The organism is Rhizobium sp. CCGE531 (genome assembly GCF_003627795.1).
Lineage (GTDB): Bacteria > Pseudomonadota > Alphaproteobacteria > Rhizobiales > Rhizobiaceae > Rhizobium.
The window spans coordinates 3,230,190-3,246,423 of sequence record NZ_CP032684.1 but is presented as its reverse complement, the minus strand read 5'-3'; the positions used below and the strand labels follow the sequence as shown (position 1 = coordinate 3,246,423).

9 protein-coding genes are annotated in these 16,234 nt (G+C 61.1%); all 9 read right to left on the bottom strand.

What is annotated here, in order from left to right; all coding sequences use genetic code 11:
- Positions 1-56: 56 nt before the first annotated feature.
- Positions 57-2,027: a glycogen debranching protein GlgX gene (gene glgX, locus CCGE531_RS15810; RefSeq protein WP_120665031.1), complete on the bottom strand. Its 1,971-nt coding sequence runs from the start codon at positions 2,025-2,027 to the stop codon at positions 57-59.
- A gap of 214 nt (positions 2,028-2,241) precedes the next feature.
- Entirely contained in the window at positions 2,242-3,870 is a 1,629-nt protein-coding gene (locus CCGE531_RS15805; protein WP_120665030.1) for an alpha-D-glucose phosphate-specific phosphoglucomutase, read from the bottom strand.
- Positions 3,871-3,874: 4 nt separating this feature from the next.
- Positions 3,875-5,317 (bottom strand): glycogen synthase GlgA, encoded by a 1,443-nt coding sequence (glgA, locus tag CCGE531_RS15800; RefSeq protein ID WP_120665029.1) that lies wholly within the window; start codon positions 5,315-5,317, stop codon positions 3,875-3,877.
- Between the two features lie 3 nt (positions 5,318-5,320).
- Complete coding sequence (glgC, locus tag CCGE531_RS15795) at positions 5,321-6,583, bottom strand: glucose-1-phosphate adenylyltransferase (RefSeq protein ID WP_120665028.1); 1,263 nt, start codon at positions 6,581-6,583, stop codon at positions 5,321-5,323.
- Positions 6,584-6,609: 26 nt separating this feature from the next.
- Entirely contained in the window at positions 6,610-8,817 is a 2,208-nt protein-coding gene (glgB, locus tag CCGE531_RS15790) for a 1,4-alpha-glucan branching protein GlgB (protein ID WP_120665027.1), read from the bottom strand.
- Positions 8,814-11,276 carry a glycogen/starch/alpha-glucan phosphorylase gene (locus CCGE531_RS15785; RefSeq protein ID WP_120665026.1) on the bottom strand — a complete coding sequence of 821 codons (2,463 nt, stop codon included), beginning with the start codon at positions 11,274-11,276 and terminating at the stop codon, positions 8,814-8,816. Before CCGE531_RS15785 ends, glgB begins: the two co-directional genes overlap by 4 nt.
- A 295-nt stretch (positions 11,277-11,571) precedes the next feature.
- Positions 11,572-12,774: a pilus assembly protein gene (locus CCGE531_RS15780; RefSeq protein ID WP_348633012.1), complete on the bottom strand. Its 1,203-nt coding sequence runs from the start codon at positions 12,772-12,774 to the stop codon at positions 11,572-11,574.
- Between the two features lie 148 nt (positions 12,775-12,922).
- Positions 12,923-13,801 carry a transglutaminase family protein gene (locus CCGE531_RS15775; RefSeq protein WP_120665025.1) on the bottom strand — a complete coding sequence of 293 codons (879 nt, stop codon included), beginning with the start codon at positions 13,799-13,801 and terminating at the stop codon, positions 12,923-12,925.
- 4 nt (positions 13,802-13,805) lie between these two features.
- Positions 13,806-16,223 carry a circularly permuted type 2 ATP-grasp protein gene (locus CCGE531_RS15770; RefSeq protein ID WP_120665024.1) on the bottom strand — a complete coding sequence of 806 codons (2,418 nt, stop codon included), beginning with the start codon at positions 16,221-16,223 and terminating at the stop codon, positions 13,806-13,808.
- Positions 16,224-16,234 lie beyond the last annotated feature (11 nt).

The window sequence follows — 16,234 nt, the reverse complement described above, 5'->3', positions numbered from 1 at the left end:
AGTCTAAGTGGCCGCTGACCCTTTCTGGCGAATCGAGACTGAAAGTGCAACCGCGATCATTTTTCCAGAAGAAAGGCGACGGAGCGGGCGGGAACGGTGATTGGCTCACCGACTGTCGTTTCGCCAGTCGTCGTCAGCAGCGACCAGCCGCCATTTTCCGAGGCGGGCAGTGTGGCATGGAGCTCTTCGGCTGCGCGGTTGAACAGAATGGCAAGCCGTGTCGAGCGGCCGGTGGCGCGATCCTGCGTCCGCAGCGCCATACCGAGCACGCTCGCGCTCGGCGCTTCCCAATCCGGCACCGCCATCGGCATTCCCGCGCTTGAGAACCAGAACACATCGCCATCGCCATGGAAGAAGTCCATGTCGCCGAAGGCGGCGAAACGGCGGCGCAGGCCGGCAAGCCATGCGGCATGGCCGATCAGCTCCTCGTCCAGCACCTTCCAGTCCATCCAGGTGATGGCATTGTCCTGGCAATAGGCATTGTTATTGCCCTGCTGGCTGCGCCCGCCTTCGTCGCCTGATGTCAGCATGATCGTGCCGCGCGTGGCAAAGAGCGTCGACAGCATGGCTTCGATATCGGCGCGGCGCTTGCGCTGGATCGACGGGTCGTCGGTCTTGCCTTCGATGCCGTTGTTCCAGGAGAAGTTCTCATTGTGGCCGTCGCGATTCTTCTCGCCATTGGCCTCATTGTGCTTGTTCTCGTAAGAAACGAGGTCCATCAGCGTGAAGCCGTCGTGGGCGGCGAGGAAATTGACGCTGCGCGTCTGCGCGCGCCCGTCACGGCCGAAGATGGAGGAGGAGCCGGCAAGCACGGTCGCGAGATCGCCGATGCCGGCATCGCCGCGCCAAAAGCGGCGCAGGTCGTCGCGGGCGCGGTCGTTCCATTCAAGGAAGGGTGCGGGAAAATTCCCGAGCTGGTAGCCGCCGGCGCCGATATCCCAGGGTTCGGCGATCATGATCCGATCCTGCAGCACCTCGTCCGCCAGCATGGTGCGCAGCGTCATGCTTTCCGGATCGAAGCCCTTGCCGTTGCGGCCAAGCACGGTGGCGAGATCGAAGCGGAAGCCGTCGATGCCGGCAGCCCGGACGAAATGGCGCAGGCTGTCGATGATGAGCTTGCGCGTCGCCGGCTGGTCGCTGGCGATGGTATTGCCCGTGCCGGTATCGTTGACGAGCATACCGGGCTGGTCCGGCAGGTGGCGGAAATAGGTGGGGTTGTCGAGGCCGCGCAATGACAAGGTCGGCCCCTGGCGGTCGCTTTCGCCCGTATGGTTGAAGACGAGATCGAGGATGACGGCGATCCCTTCGGCGTGAAGGGCGGCGACCGTCTCGCGCAACTCCTTCATGCCGCCGGGCACGAGACGCGGGTCGAGCGCCATGAAGGCGACCGGGTTGTAGCCCCAGCCATTGGTAAGGCCGAGCGGCGGCAGGTGCCGCTCGTCGATCCATGCGGTAATCGGCATCAACTCGACGGCATCAACCTGCAGGCGCTTGAGATGCGCGATGACGGAGGGATGGGCGAGGGCGCCGAGCGTGCCGCGCTTCTTAGCCGGCACATCCGGATGCAACATGGTGAAGGGCTTTACGGCGATCTCGTAGATCAGGCCGCCGGGCTGAAACAAAGGCTTGGCCGGCTTGACGGCGACATCGCGCGAGACGATCGCCTTCGGCATCAGATCCTGTGTGTCGGCCCCGAAGACCCCCAGGCGCGGATCGTAGCGAAACGGCCGGTCGATCTCCCTGGCATAGGGATCGACCAGCAGCTTGGACGGGTCGAACCACAGGCCGCGATCGGGATCATAGGTGCCATGGGCGCGCAGGCCGTAGCGCGTGCCTTCCTTGGCATCCTTCACAAAGAGGCGGTGCTCGTCGCCGTCACGGGTGATGGGCAGACGCGCGATCTCCTTGTGGCCCTCGGCGTCGAACATGCAGAGCTCCAAACGCTCGGCATGTTTGGATGCGACGGCAAATTCAACACCTGTTTCGGTGAGGGTCGCTCCAAGGCAGCGGGTTGTCGGCTCTGACATGTCTCGCGGGCTTTCCATTTTCGGAGGTTGGAGCGACCAGGTGCTACAATTTGCCGTCGCTCTCAGATAACCCCCTCATCCGTCTTTCGGCGATTTCGCTTTACTCAACCACCGAAATCCACCTTCTCCCCGAGGGGAGAAGGTGCTTATGGCACAATCCCCCTCTCCCCTCGGGGAGAGGGCAGGGTGAGGGGGAACTCTGCAGAGTTTGCCGTTAGGTAATCACCGTCGGTGCGTCGCGGCCTGTGCGGCCCTTGATATCGGCGATATCCTGGGCAGCGACGATGAGGTCGGCCAGTGCTTCCTGGGTTTCGATATTGTGACGGGTCGGATCGGGCTCGTAGCGCTCGATGTAGACGCGCAGTGTTGCGCCCGTCGTGCCGGTGCCGGAGAGGCGGAAAACCGCGCGGGAGCCGCCATCGAAGAGGATGCGGATGCCCTGATGCTGGCTGACCGACTTGTCGACCGGATCGTGATAGGCGAAGTCGTCGGCGGCGGAAACGGTGAGATCGCCGAACTTCGTGCCCGGCAGGGTCGGCAGCTTTTCGCGCAGCGTCGAGATCAGGCCATTGGCGGCATCCGTGTCGACGCCCTCATAGTCGTGGCGGGAATAATAGTTGCGGCCATAGGTGGCCCAATGCTGCGTCACGATATCGATGACGCTCTCGCCACGAACGGCCAGGATGTTCAGCCAGAGCAGCACGGCCCAGAGGCCATCCTTTTCGCGAACATGGCTGGAGCCGGTGCCGGAGCTTTCCTCGCCGCAGATGGTCGCCATGCCGGCATCGAGCAGGTTGCCGAAGAACTTCCAGCCGGTGGGCGTTTCGTAGATGCCGACGCCGCGCTTTTCGGCAACGCGATCGGCGGCGCCGCTGGTCGGCATGGAGCGGGCAATGCCGGCAATGCCATGCGAATAGCCGGGAGCGAGATTGGCGTTGGCAGCCAGGATCGCCAGGCTGTCGGACGGGGTGACGTAGATGCCCTTGCCGATGATGAGGTTGCGGTCGCCGTCGCCATCCGATGCCGCGCCGAAATCGGGCGCATCGTCGCTCATCATGTCGTCGTAAAGCTCCTTGCAGTAGACGAGGTTCGGATCCGGATGATGACCGCCGAAATCCGGCAGCGGCAGGAAGTTGCGAACCGAACCGTCCGGCGCGCCGAGGCGGATTTCGAAGATTTCCTTGGCGTAGGGGCCGGTGACGGCGCTCATCGCGTCGAAGCTCAGGCGGAAGCCGAGGCTGATCAGATTGCGGATCGCGCCGAAATCGAACAGCTCTTCCATCAGGGCCGCATAGTCTTCGACGGGGTCGATAACGGAAACGATCATGCCGCCCACATCTTCGCGGGCGATGCGATCGAGGTTGATGTCCGGGAAGTCGGATATCTTGTAGCTGTCGATGACCTTCGAGCGCTCATAGATGGCGTCGGTGATCTTCTCCGGCGCGGGGCCGCCATTGCTGATGTTGTATTTGATGCCGAAGTCTTCGGTCGGGCCGCCGGGATTGTGGCTCGCGGACAGGATGATGCCGCCGAAGGCCTTGTATTTGCGGATGATGTTGGAGGCTGCGGGCGTGGAGAGGATGCCGCCCTTGCCGACCATCACTTTACCGAAGCCATTCGCGGCGGCCATCTTGATGGCCTTCTGGATGACTTCGCGATTGTAATAGCGGCCGTCGCCGCCGATGACCAGGCACTTGCCCTGATAGCCTTCGAGCGAATCAAAAATCGACTGGATGAAGTTTTCCGCATAATTCGGCTGCTGGAATACGGGAACCTTCTTTCGCAGGCCCGAGGTGCCGGGCTTCTGATCCGCGTAGGGGGTGGTGGGTATGGTTTTAATCATCGGGTTAAGCGCCTCTCGAGACTAGACTGGAGTAGAGAGCGGCGTAGCGTTCTGCGCTCCTGCCCCAGGATACGTCGGATTTCATGCCCTGCTTTTGCATCTGCGTCCAGACCTTTCGATCCTGGAAGAGGTGCATGGCACGGCGTACGGCCTGCAGCAGCCCCTCGGGGGTGACGGGCGAAAATTGAATTCCGGTCGCGGCTTTTGCCTGCAGCGCGGCGTGGTTGGCGTCGATAATCGTATCGTTGAGCCCGCCTGTCCGCGCAACGATCGGCAGGCAGCCATAGCGTAAGCCATAAAGCTGCGTGAGGCCACAGGGTTCGAAGCGCGAGGGGATGATAATCGCGTCACAACCGGCCTGCATCAGATGCGACATGGGTTCGTTATAGCCGGCGGAAACGCCGACACGGCCGCGATGACGGCCGGCCGCGGCAAACAGCGCGCCCTCCAGCGCCGCGTCGCCGGCCCCCAGAATGGCGAGCTTGCCGCCCATGTGGACGATCTCGCTGGCAACACTTGCCAGAAGATCCATGCCCTTCTGCCAGGTGAGCCGGCTGACGACGCAGAAGATCGGACCATCATCGTCGTCGAGGCCGAAATGCTCGATGACTCCGTGGCGGTTGACGGCGCGATCCTTCAGCGTTGCCGCGCTATAGGTCTGCGCGATCATCGGATCGGTCGCCGGATTCCAGATGCCGTCGTCGATGCCGTTGACGATGCCGTAGAGGTTATAGGCCTTGCTGGCGATGACGCCTTCGAGACCCATGCCGAATTCCGGCGTCAGGATTTCTTCGGCATAGGAAGGGCTGACCGTGGTCAGTGCATGCGCAGTCTGCAGCCCGCCTTTGAGAAACCCAACATCGCCGTAATATTCCACGCCCTCCATCGAAAAGGCATGGGCCGGCAGACGCAGGCCGGGGAAGATATCGGCGCCGAACTGGCCCTGGAAAGCGATGTTGTGGATCGTCAGCACGCTCGGCAATTCCGGCGCCGGATAGTAGCGCATGTAGACTGGCACCATGGCCGACTGCCAGTCATGGGCATGCACGATATCCGGCCGCCAGCCCGGCAGGAGGCCGGCGGCAATTTCCGCGCCGGCCAGCGACAGCGCGGCGAAACGCCGCCAGTTGTCGGGATAATCCTTGCCCGTCGCATCGACATAGGGGCCGCCGGTGCGGCTGTAATAGGCCGGTGCGTCGAGCACCAGGAAGGAAATGCCCGCGTGCTCGACTTCGAGAACGGTGGCTGGCTCGCCGAGGAGATCCGGAAGCTCCAGACGGACCACCGGATCGCGGATAGCCTTCATGACCGCAGGATAGCCCGGAATGAGTGTCTTGGTCTCGACATCATAGGGCTTCAGTGCGATGGGCAGGGCGCCGGCCACATCGGCCAGGCCCCCTGTCTTGATCAGGGGGAAGACTTCGGACGAAACCGAGAGAACCTTCATAAGTTACAAATCCAGCTTGTCGATCATCGATTGCGTGATCAGGCAGATGCCGCTTTCCGTTCGGCGCCAGCGCTTGGCATCGAGTTCCGGATCCTCGCCGACGATCAGGCCCTCGGGAATGGTGACGCCATGGTCGATGACGACGTTCTTCAGCTGGGCGCGCCGGCCGACCTTCACGCTCGGCAACACCACGGCTCCCTCCAGCTTGGAGTAGGAGTTGGCGCGTACGCCGGTGAACAGCAGGCTATTGTAAAGGCTGGCGCCGGAGATGATGCAGTCACCGGCAACCACGGAGGAGACCGCCGAACCGCGGCGATCCTCGTCGTCATGGACGAACTTGGCCGGCGGGCTGATTTCGGCATAGGTCCAGATCGGCCAGGACTTGTCGTAGATGTCGAGTTCCGGCACCACGGCGGTCAGGTCGATATTGGCCTGCCAGTAGGCATCGATCGTGCCGACATCGCGCCAATAGGCCTCGCGCTCGAAATCGGAGCGCACGCAGGACTGCGCGAAGCGATGGGCGACGGCTTTGCCGTTCTTGACGATATAGGGGATGATGTCCTTGCCGAAGTCGCGGCTTGAATTCGGGTCGGCCGCGTCGCGCTTCAGGCATTCGATCAGGAACTTCGTGTGGAAGACATAGATGCCCATCGAGGCCAGCGCGAAATCGGGATTGCCGGGAATGCCCGGCGGATCGGCCGGTTTTTCGACGAAATCGATGATCCGGTCCTTGTCGTCGACATGCATGACGCCGAAGCCGACAGCCTCCATGCGCGGCACTTCGAGGCAGCCGATGGTGACATCGGCGCCGGAATCGACGTGCTGCTGCAGCATCCATTCATAGTCCATTTTATAGATATGGTCGCCGGCGAGGATGACCATGTATTCCGGGCCATAGGGCTCGATGATGTCGATGTTCTGGTAGACGGCGTCGGCCGTGCCTTCGTACCATTGCGTCTCCGAGACGCGCTGCGATGCCGGCAGGATGTCGAAGCTTTCGTTTCGCTCCGGGCGGAAGAAGTTCCAGCCGCGCTGCATATGGCGGATCAGCGAGTGTGCCTTGTATTGCGTGGCGACGCCGATGCGGCGGATACCGGAATTGAGTGCGTTGGACAGTGCGAAATCGATGATTCGTGTCTTGCCGCCGAAATAGACGGCCGGCTTGGCACGGCGGTCGGTGAGTTCTTTCAGGCGGCTGCCGCGCCCACCGGCAAGAACGTAGGCCATGGCGTCGCGCGCCAGCGGCTGGAAACGTTTTTCTACCATTTTATTCCTCCCTGTCCGTAGTGATCTCAAAATTCCGGTTCGAGCATGATCGTCGCCAGCGGGGGCAGCGTTATGATCGCTTGTATGCCTCCGCCCGCGCTGACGGCTTGCACTCGCCCGCCATTCCCCTTGCCGCTGCCGCCGTAGATATCGGCATCGGTATTCAATATCTCGCGCCACCGCCCCTCCGCCGGCAAGCGCAAGGTATAGTTTTCGCGATAGATTGGCGTGAAATTGGTGATGACAGCAACCGGTTTTTCGCCCGGCGCCTTGCGGAGCCACGCGAAGACCGAATTTTCGAAATCATCGACGACAAGCCATTCGAAGCCATCGCCCTCGCAGTCGCGGGCATGGAGCGCCGCCTTGCTGCGATAGGTGAAATTAAGATCGCGAACGAGACGCCGCATGCCCTCATGCATGCGGTATTGCAGGAGGTTCCAGTCCAGCGCGCGCTCTTCGCTCCATTCGCTCCATTGGGCGAATTCCTGGCCCATGAAGAGCAGCTTCTTGCCGGGATAACCCCACATGAAGGCGTAGTAGGCGCGCAGGTTGGCGAATTTCTGCCAGTCGTCGCCGGCCATCTTGGCAATCAGCGATCCCTTGCCGTGCACCACTTCATCATGCGAGAGCGGCAGGACGAAGTTTTCCGAGAAAGCATAGATCAGGCCGAAGGTCAGCTCGTTGTGGTGATATTTGCGATGCACGGGCTCGCGGGCAAGATAGCTCAGCGTATCGTGCATGAAGCCCATGTTCCACTTGAAGCCGAAGCCGAGGCCGCCTTCGTGGACCGGCTGCGACACTTTCGGCCATGAGGTGGATTCCTCGGCGATGGTCATCACGCCCGAATGCGCGCCGTAAAGCCGGGTATTCATCGACTGCAGGAAGCGGACGGCCTCGAGGTTTTCGTTGCCGCCATATTCGTTCGGGATCCATTCGCCATGCTTGCGCGAATAATCGAGATAGAGCATGGAGGCGACGGCATCGACACGCAAACCGTCCAGGTGGAATTTTTCCGCCCAGTAGAGCGCGTTGTTCAAAAGATAAGCAAGCACCTCGGTGCGGCCGAAATTGTAGATCGCCGTGTTCCAGTCGGGGTGAAAGCCCTTGCGCGGGTCCTCATGCTCATAGAGCGCCGTGCCGTCGAACCAGCGCAGGCCGTGTTCGTCGGTCGGGAAATGCGCCGGCACCCAATCCAGGATGACGCCGATACCGACCTTGTGACAGCCATTGACGAAGCGGGTAAAGCCTTCCGGCTCGCCGAAGCGGGCTGTCGGGGCATAGAGGCCAGTGGTTTGATAGCCCCAGGACGGGTCATAGGGGTGCTCGGTGATCGGCAGGAATTCGATATGGGTAAACCCCATGTCGGTGCAATAGGGGATGAGGCGTGAGGCAAGCTCGTCCCATGAGAGCATCGAGCCGTCGTCGCGACGTTGCCAGGAGCCGGCATGCACTTCGTAGATGCTGATGGGCTGGCGGCGCTGGTCGACGCTTGCCCAATGCTCGCGGTGGGCCGAATCCTCCCAGGCCTGGCTTAGCTCGCTGGCCGTGACCGAGGCGGTCTTGGGGCGCAGTTCGCTGCGGCGGGCGAAGGGATCGGCCTTCAGCGGCAGCACGACGCCGTCATGGCCGCGGATCTCGAACTTGTAGGCCACGCCGGCCGGCACGTCCGGAGCGAAAATCTCCCAGATGCCGGAGTCGGAGCGGAAGCGCATGACATGGCGGCGACCATCCCAATTGTTGAAATCGCCGACAACCGAAACGCGCTGCGCATTCGGCGCCCAGACGGCGAAATGGAAACCCTGGACGCCTTCATGCTTCATCGGGTGCGCGCCCATCTTGTCGAACAGGCGCAGATGCGTGCCCTGACGGGCGAAATAGTCATCCATCGGCCCGAGAACCGGGCCGAAGCTATAGGGATCGGTCACTGCCCATTCGGCATCACCGCGCCTGGCGCGATAGCGGACCGGTTGCTGCTTGGCGAGCTTCACATCACCGGAAAAGAAACCTGCCGGATCGAGGCAGCCCAGTTCGCCAATGACCGAGCCGTCCAGCGCCAAGGCGGTGACAGCCTCCGCGCCGAGGATGAAACAACGCGCCACATGGCCGTCGTCCGTCTTGTGGACGCCGAGGACAGAGAACGGATCGGAATGGGTGCCTCCGAGAATCGCGGCAATCTCGTCTGCCGAAATATCCTTCACGCTGGTGCCATCACCGTTTTTTTTCGGCTTCTTCATCCGGCTCTCCAGATTTCCTTGGCGTATTGACGGATCGTGCGGTCGGAAGAGAACCAGCCCATGCGAGCGGTGTTGTTGATCGTCTTGGCATACCACTCCGACGGATTGGCCCAGAGAATATCGACTTCGCGCTGCGCCGATGCATAGGCGTCGAAATCGGCGGCGACCATGAACCAGTCGTGGCTGTAGATGCCTTCTATCAGGCTGGCATAACGATTGCGGTCATCGGGAGAGAAGACGCCGGAGGCGATGGCCGACAGCGCCTGCGCGAGCTCGCGCGAACGCTCGATGATGGCGCGGGGGTCGTGACCGTCGCTGCGCAGGTTGGCGACCTCATCGGCCTGCAGCCCGAAGATGATGATATTGTCCTCGCCGACATTGTCGCGCATTTCGACATTGGCGCCGTCGAGCGTGCCGATCGTCAACGCGCCGTTGAGGCCGAACTTCATGTTGCCGGTGCCGGATGCTTCCATGCCGGCGGTCGAAATCTGCTCGGAAAGATCGGCCGCGGGAACCATGACTTCCGCGAGCGAGACATTGTAGTTCGGCACGAAGACGATCTTCAGCAGGCCGCGCACCGACGGATCGTTGTTGACGACGCGGGCGACGTCGTTGATCAGCTTGATGATGAGCTTGGCGTTGTGATAGCTCGGCGCCGCCTTGCCGGCGAAGAGCTTGACGCGCGGCTGCCAATCTAGCTCCGGATGCGAGCGGATCTGGTCGTAAAGCGCCACGGCTTCGATGACGTTCAGAAGCTGGCGCTTGTATTCGTGAATGCGCTTGATCTGGATGTCGAACATCGCATTCGGATCGAGCTTGATGCCCATGCGGCTGGCGACGAGGTTGGAGAGCTGCACCTTGTTGGCACGCTTGACGGCGGCGAACTTCTCCTGGAAGGCGCTGTCGCGGGCGAACTGATCCAGCGGCTTCAGCTGCTCGGCATCGTCGAGGAAGGCGTCGCCGATGGTTTCGCGCACGAGGCCGGTCAAGCCCGGATTGCACTGCATCAGCCAGCGGCGCGGCGTGATGCCGTTCGTCTTGTTGTTGATGCGGTCGGGGTAAAGCTTGTGCAGGTCGGCGAAGACCGTGACCTTCATCAGGTCGGTGTGGAGCGCGGAAACGCCGTTGATCGAATGCGAGCCGACGAAGGCGAGGTTCCCCATGCGCACGCGGCGATCGCCATTCTCGTCGATCAGCGAGATCGAGCGAATTTCCGTATCGCTGAAATTGCGCAGCTTGCGTGCCTCGACAAGAATCTTGGCATTGATGGCGTAGATGATCTGCATGTGGCGCGGTAGCAGCCGCTCGAACAGCGGAACGGGCCAGCTTTCCAGTGCCTCCGGCAGCAGGGTGTGGTTGGTGTAGCCGAAGGTGTTTCTGGTGATATCCCAGGCCTTGTCGAATTCGAAGCCGTGGACATCGACCAGCAGGCGCATCATCTCCGTGACGGAAACGGCCGGATGGGTATCGTTCAGCTGGATCGCAACCTTGTCGGCGAGATTGGTCAGATCGTCATATTGCTGCAGATGACGGCGTAAAATGTCCTGCAGGGATGCGGAGGAGAAGAAGAATTCCTGGCGCAGGCGCAGCTCCTGGCCGGCGGCTGTCGCATCGGCCGGATAGAGAACACGCGTCAGGCTCTCGGCCTTGTTGCTCTCGCGCAGCGCGCCGATATGGTCGCCGGCGTTAAAGGCATCGAGCAGGATCGGGTCGATCGGTTGCGCCGACCACAGGCGCAGCGTGTTGACGCGCTTGCCGCGCCAGCCAACGACGGGCGTGTCGAATGCCGTGGCAATGACGCGCTCGGCCGGCTTCCAGACGTAACGCGACTGATCGTCATGGCCGCCGACGGTCTCGACAGCGCCGCCAAAGCCGATTTCATAGGAGCTTTCCTGACGTTCGAATTCCCAAGGGTTGCCGTGCGCCAGCCAGGTTTCGGGCAGCTCCACCTGCCAGCCATCGGCCATCTGCTGGCGAAACAGGCCGTGCACATAGCGAATGCCGTAGCCATAGGCCGGCACATCGACCGTCGCCATGGATTCCATGAAGCAGGCGGCAAGACGGCCGAGGCCGCCATTGCCGAGGGCTGCGTCGGGCTCGATGCCGGCGATGACGCGGATGTCGACGCCGAGCGAGGAAAGAGCGTTGGTAATCTCCTCCATCAGGCCGAGGTTGGAGATGGCATCGCGCATCAGGCGGCCGATCAGGAATTCGAGGGATAGATAGTAGACGCGCTTGGCGCCCGTCTCATAGACGTTGCGGGTCGATTCAATCCACCTGTCGATGACGCGGTCGCGAATGACCAGGATCGTTGCCGTCAGCCAATCATGCGGCTTGGCGACCTTTGCATCCTTGCCGATGCGATAGGTCAGGCGCTCGATGATTTCTTCAGCAAGGATTTCGGGGCGGGAACTGCGTGGGGCGGGAACGGGGAGATCGGCCGTCGTCAAGTTATTCATATTATCAACTCTCGCCATTTGTGATTTATATTCAGGATGTTACGCCTGTCTAAATCAAATTGCCTTCCGTTTCACTATCAGTTTACGCACTGATGTAAAGCAGTTGCAACATGCGAGTTGGGCGGATGCGAAAATAGCCGCGAAAGATTTCCCGTTTGCGGAAAAGACTTGATTCCGATGATGTTTCGGACTCTTATTCGCGCATCGATCAAACGAAAAGCCGCGCGATACTCGCATCGCGCGGCTTTTTCTTTGTCATCCATCTATGGTTGCCTGGCCCGGATGCCGGTCGCGATCACCTGGTCAGGAGCGTCATCTGTTTGGCTGCCTGGGCGCCGATGGTTTTGAAGGCAGCAACGAGATCGGACATTTGCTGCGCATCGAAATAATTGGATGGGCTCGATGCGCAGGCGGCGAGCAAGGTCTGTCCCCGCGTCGGGGCCATGAAAGCCACCGTATAAATCTGCACGCCGGCGTCCTTTGCAGCTTTACACGTGTTGAGCGTTTTTTGATCGGAACTTGTGTCGTTGTTTTCGCCGTCTGTCATCAAAACGATATATTTCTGAAAGCTCGTATTGCCGTTGTTGCTTTGTGCCGTTGCCTCGGCGGTAGCGGTAACGCTGTTATAGGCCTTTTTCATTGGGGCGTTCGATTCGGTGCCCCCTTCGGCGTTCAGTCCGCTCACGACATTGGTACGGGTCGTTTTCGTTCCCCAATCGAGATTGCTGAAGCTGTCGACCTGGCTGCTCCAGGCAATAGCTGCTGTGCGAACATATTGCGACTTGGGATCGGCAGCGTCCAACTGATCGAGAAGATTGCCAACTGCTGTCTTTAGCGCATCTATTTTCTTGATATAGCAAGGGCTTATCGGATTTGGATACTGATACAGATAGTTGCCGTCGGTATAGTACTGCGTGCAGCTGGTTTTTGTCTTGTCGATGACATTCGTGTTCAGCAGCATCGATCCAGACTTATCGAGTGCAATTTCCATCGACAGGGCGGTTTTTTGAACGGCTGTTCCGCTCGTGCTGGAACTCGACGACGAAATTGTCAACGACTGCATGCCGAGCAGGCGGCTCATGCTGTTGACCGACATGCTGTAGGAAGCGTTGACCGTAACTGTATAGCTGGTGCCGCCGGAGGAATTGCTACTCGAGACAACCGTCGTCGATGTGCCGGACTTGAGCGCATTCGTTGCCGTGGTATCCCCGCCGATATAATTCGACATCTGGCCGAGGACGAAATTGTTGGCGAGATCCTTGGCTGATGTCGTGGTCTCCGTTCCGCCGGCAAGCGCCGTCGCTGCCGCAAGGGCGGCGGCGTCTGTCGATTCTTGAAGCTGGCTGTGCGACAGCGACATATTGGTGACGTCTATCGCCATGCCGCCTGCCGCTGCCAGTACGGGTATCGAAATCGCCGTCAGGATGCCGAAATTTCCAGCTCTATCGCGTAGAAGTTGTTTTAAGGCGCGAAGTAAATTTGAACCGGCAATCATCATGTCCGCCTGTTGGAAAGAGTTGGGATCTCAAGAACGAGCCGGACTATCGATTACAAACATTAGTTGAACGTTTATACGTCTGGTTGATTTTTAATGAAGCGCCTGATCGGTTGCAATTTGATGCGAATTTCTACTATTTAAAGTTTTGCTATTTTAGCGGAATAACATCTACAGCCTGAACGGCTTTCTGGCTGCCATAGCTTTTGAGCACCCCGATGACGGGCGCGACATCGGAATAATCGCGACCATAGGCGACGACGATATGGTCCGTGCCGGCGGGAATATTGTTGGTCGGGTCAAGCTCGATCCAGCCCGCCGTTTCCCCACACCAGACGCGCACCCAGGCGTGCATGGCGTCGGCGCCCTCGAGCCGTTCCTTGCCGGGCGGCGGAATGGTGCGCAGGAAGCCGCTGACATAGCCGGCGGGGATGCCGAGGCTGCGCAGCGCGATAATCATCACATGCGAGAAATCCTGGCAGACGCCGCGCTTGAGACGGAAGGCCTCCTTCGGCGTGGTATCCACCGTCGTCGCCTTCGCGTCGTAGGTGAAGTCCTTGTGTATCTGCGCGCAGACCGCATGCGCGATCTGCAGGGTCGTCAGATCGGTCGATTGCCACTGCCTGCTGTAATCCGCGATTTCGCTTGTTTCCGGCAGACGCGGGCTGCTGCCGAGGAAATGGTAAGGCGAAGAAGGATCGATCGACCAGCAATCATCGATTTCTTCAGGCAATTTGGCGAGCAGGGGCGAGAAGTCCGCCACGACGGGCTGGCTTTCCACCTGGACGCGCGCCTGCATGCGGATGTCGAGCTTTTCATGCGGATCGCGCACCAGGATCGAGGTTGCCGGGTGCTGGAAGAAATCGGTGAAGTTCGATTGCTCGTCCGGGCCTGGGGTTATTTTCACCGAGCCGGCGATCAGCCGCTGCCGGTTCGGCAGGGATAGCGGCATGACGCGCAATATATGCCGAGCGCCGCTTGCCGGCGCGTCGTATATGTAGCCCATGTGAAGCGAGAGGTCGTAAAGCATTACGTCATCCGAGATAGGTGCGTGCCAGCAGGTCGGAAAGCCGCTCCAATTCACGCGCCAGCTGCTGATAGACTTCGACGGTCATCGTTTCGGGCGTCATCACGGCGAGACCCGAATGCAGTCGCATCGCCTCCCGGTAGAAGGGCGACATCTGGCCGTTGACGAAGGCATTCGGCAGCTGCTCCACTTCGCGATGGATCTCGTTCATCTGAAAAAGGATCGAGCGCGGATTGAGGGGGTCGAGCGCCAGAAGGTCGGTCACCGTCAGGCGGGCCGTATTGACGTTGTAGCGCCGGCGATGGGTCATGACGCTGTCGCCAATTTCCAGCAACATGTCGAGCGCGCCATCGGGCGCATCGGGGCCGGACATATGGCCGAGCAGCCGCGTCATATGCAGGCCGCGCTCGATGTAACGCCCGAGCGACAGGAAACGCCAGCCGGTGAAGCGGTACATGTTTTCATGCACGAGGCCGGCGAAGCCCGCGAGCTTGCGCAACAGGATCGTCATGGCATGGCTGGCGTCATCGCCATGCTTCACCCTTTCCTTGAACCGGCGCGCGGTCTTGGCAAGATCGTTCAACGCGAGCCAGCCGTCCGGGGAAAACCGGTCGCGGATGTTGCTGGCTGAGTAAACCGCGCTGTCTATGTTGCGCAACAGGTTTTCGGGTACCGCTTCCCGGGTGTCGATGTCGATGGCGGCGAGATAGGCGCTGACGTCGGCAAGCAGCGGCTGCTTCGGATCCGCCGCTTCGGCAAACCGCCCATGCCAGGCGCGCAGGATGCGCAAGGCGCCTTCGGCGCGCTCGATATAGCGGCCAAGCCAGAAGAGATTGTCGGCGGCCCGGCTCGGCAGGCTGCCAGGCATGTTGCGGGTGAAGGTTTCTTCGGCCGGCAGCAGCGTATGGGCTTCGACGGGCTTGTCGGAGACGATCCAGACATCGGCGGCCGAGCCGCCGGACTGCATGGCGATAGCCGCGACATCATCGCCGCTGCCGATGCGGGCAAAGCCGCCGGGCATGATCTGCCAGCCGTTTTCCGTGCGGGCGGCGAAGACGCGCAGGCTCATCGGCCGTGGCGTCAGCCTGCCGTTGACCCAGGCCGGCGTGGTCGAAAGCGTGACGACCTCCTGGCCGACCAGCTTGTGACCTTCGCTCGCCAGCCAGTCCGCGATCGAATCGCGGGCAGTGCTGCGCAAAGTCGAGCCCAGCACGGACTGGCCGTTGTCGTCGAAGAAGGGCATGCAGGAATAGGCCGGGCCGATCACCATCTTCTCGATATTGGCGGCGACATGCTCGCGCTCGGTCTTCTGGCCGCACCACCAGGTGGCGATCGACGGCAGCTTCAATTCCTCGCCGCGCAAGTGCCGACAGATGGTCGGCATGAAGGCGAGCAGGGCGCGCGTCTCGAGGATACCGGAGCCGAGCGCATTGACGATGGTCACCGTCTGCGCCCGCAAGGCTTCGATCATGCCCGGCGTGCCGATATGAGAGTGCTGGTTGAGCTCCAGCGGGTCCGTATAGGCGGCATCGAGGCGGCGCCAGAGCACGCTGATCGGCCGCAGCCCGGCGACGGTGCGCACCATCAGCTGGTCGTTGACGACGGTGATGTCCTCGCCCTCGAGCAGCATGAAGCCGAGATAGCGGGCGATATAGGCGTGCTCGTAATAGGTCTCGTTGGCGGGTCCCGGCGTCAGCACCGCGACGCGGCCTTCGCTACCGCGCTTGCCGCCCAGCAGCGCATCGCGAAAAGCGCCGAAGAAGGAAGCAAGGCGATGGACCTTGGTTTCGGCATAGATATCGGAGAAGGCGCGGGTGGTGGCGACGCGGGTTTCCAGCGCAAAACCGGCGCCTGACGGCGCCTGTGCGCGGTCGGCCAGCACCCACCAGTTACCGTCCGGGCCGCGGCCGACTTCGAACGCCAGGAAATGCAGATAGTGACCGTTCGCGGGCTTGACGCCGACGAGCGGACGCAGGAATTCCGGATTGGCCGCGATCAAGGCCGGCGGCAGCAAACCTTCGCTCACCAGCCGGCTGTCGCCGTAAATATCGGCGATGACCTCTTCGAGCAGATCGGCGCGCTGGCGCAGCCCTTCCGAAAGCGATTGCCATTCGCGTTCATCGATGAGCACAGGAATATGCGAGATCGGCCAGCCGCGTTCGCTGACACCCGTCGTTCCATAGGCCCGATAGAAAACGCCGGCATCGCGCAGATAGCGGTCGGCCCGGGCGAAGCGCTCCGTCAGCTCCTGTTCCGACATGCGGGACAGCGCCGACAGGAGGTTTTGCCAGACTGGACGAACAGCGCCTTTATTGTCGACCATTTCGTCGGCGACGCCAGGCAAGGGACGATAGGCAAAGGCCGGATCCTTGCCGGTTCCGGTCTTTATTTGGTCCCGCCGTTCCGTCGCAGATTTTCTAGCCATTCACAGTTCCG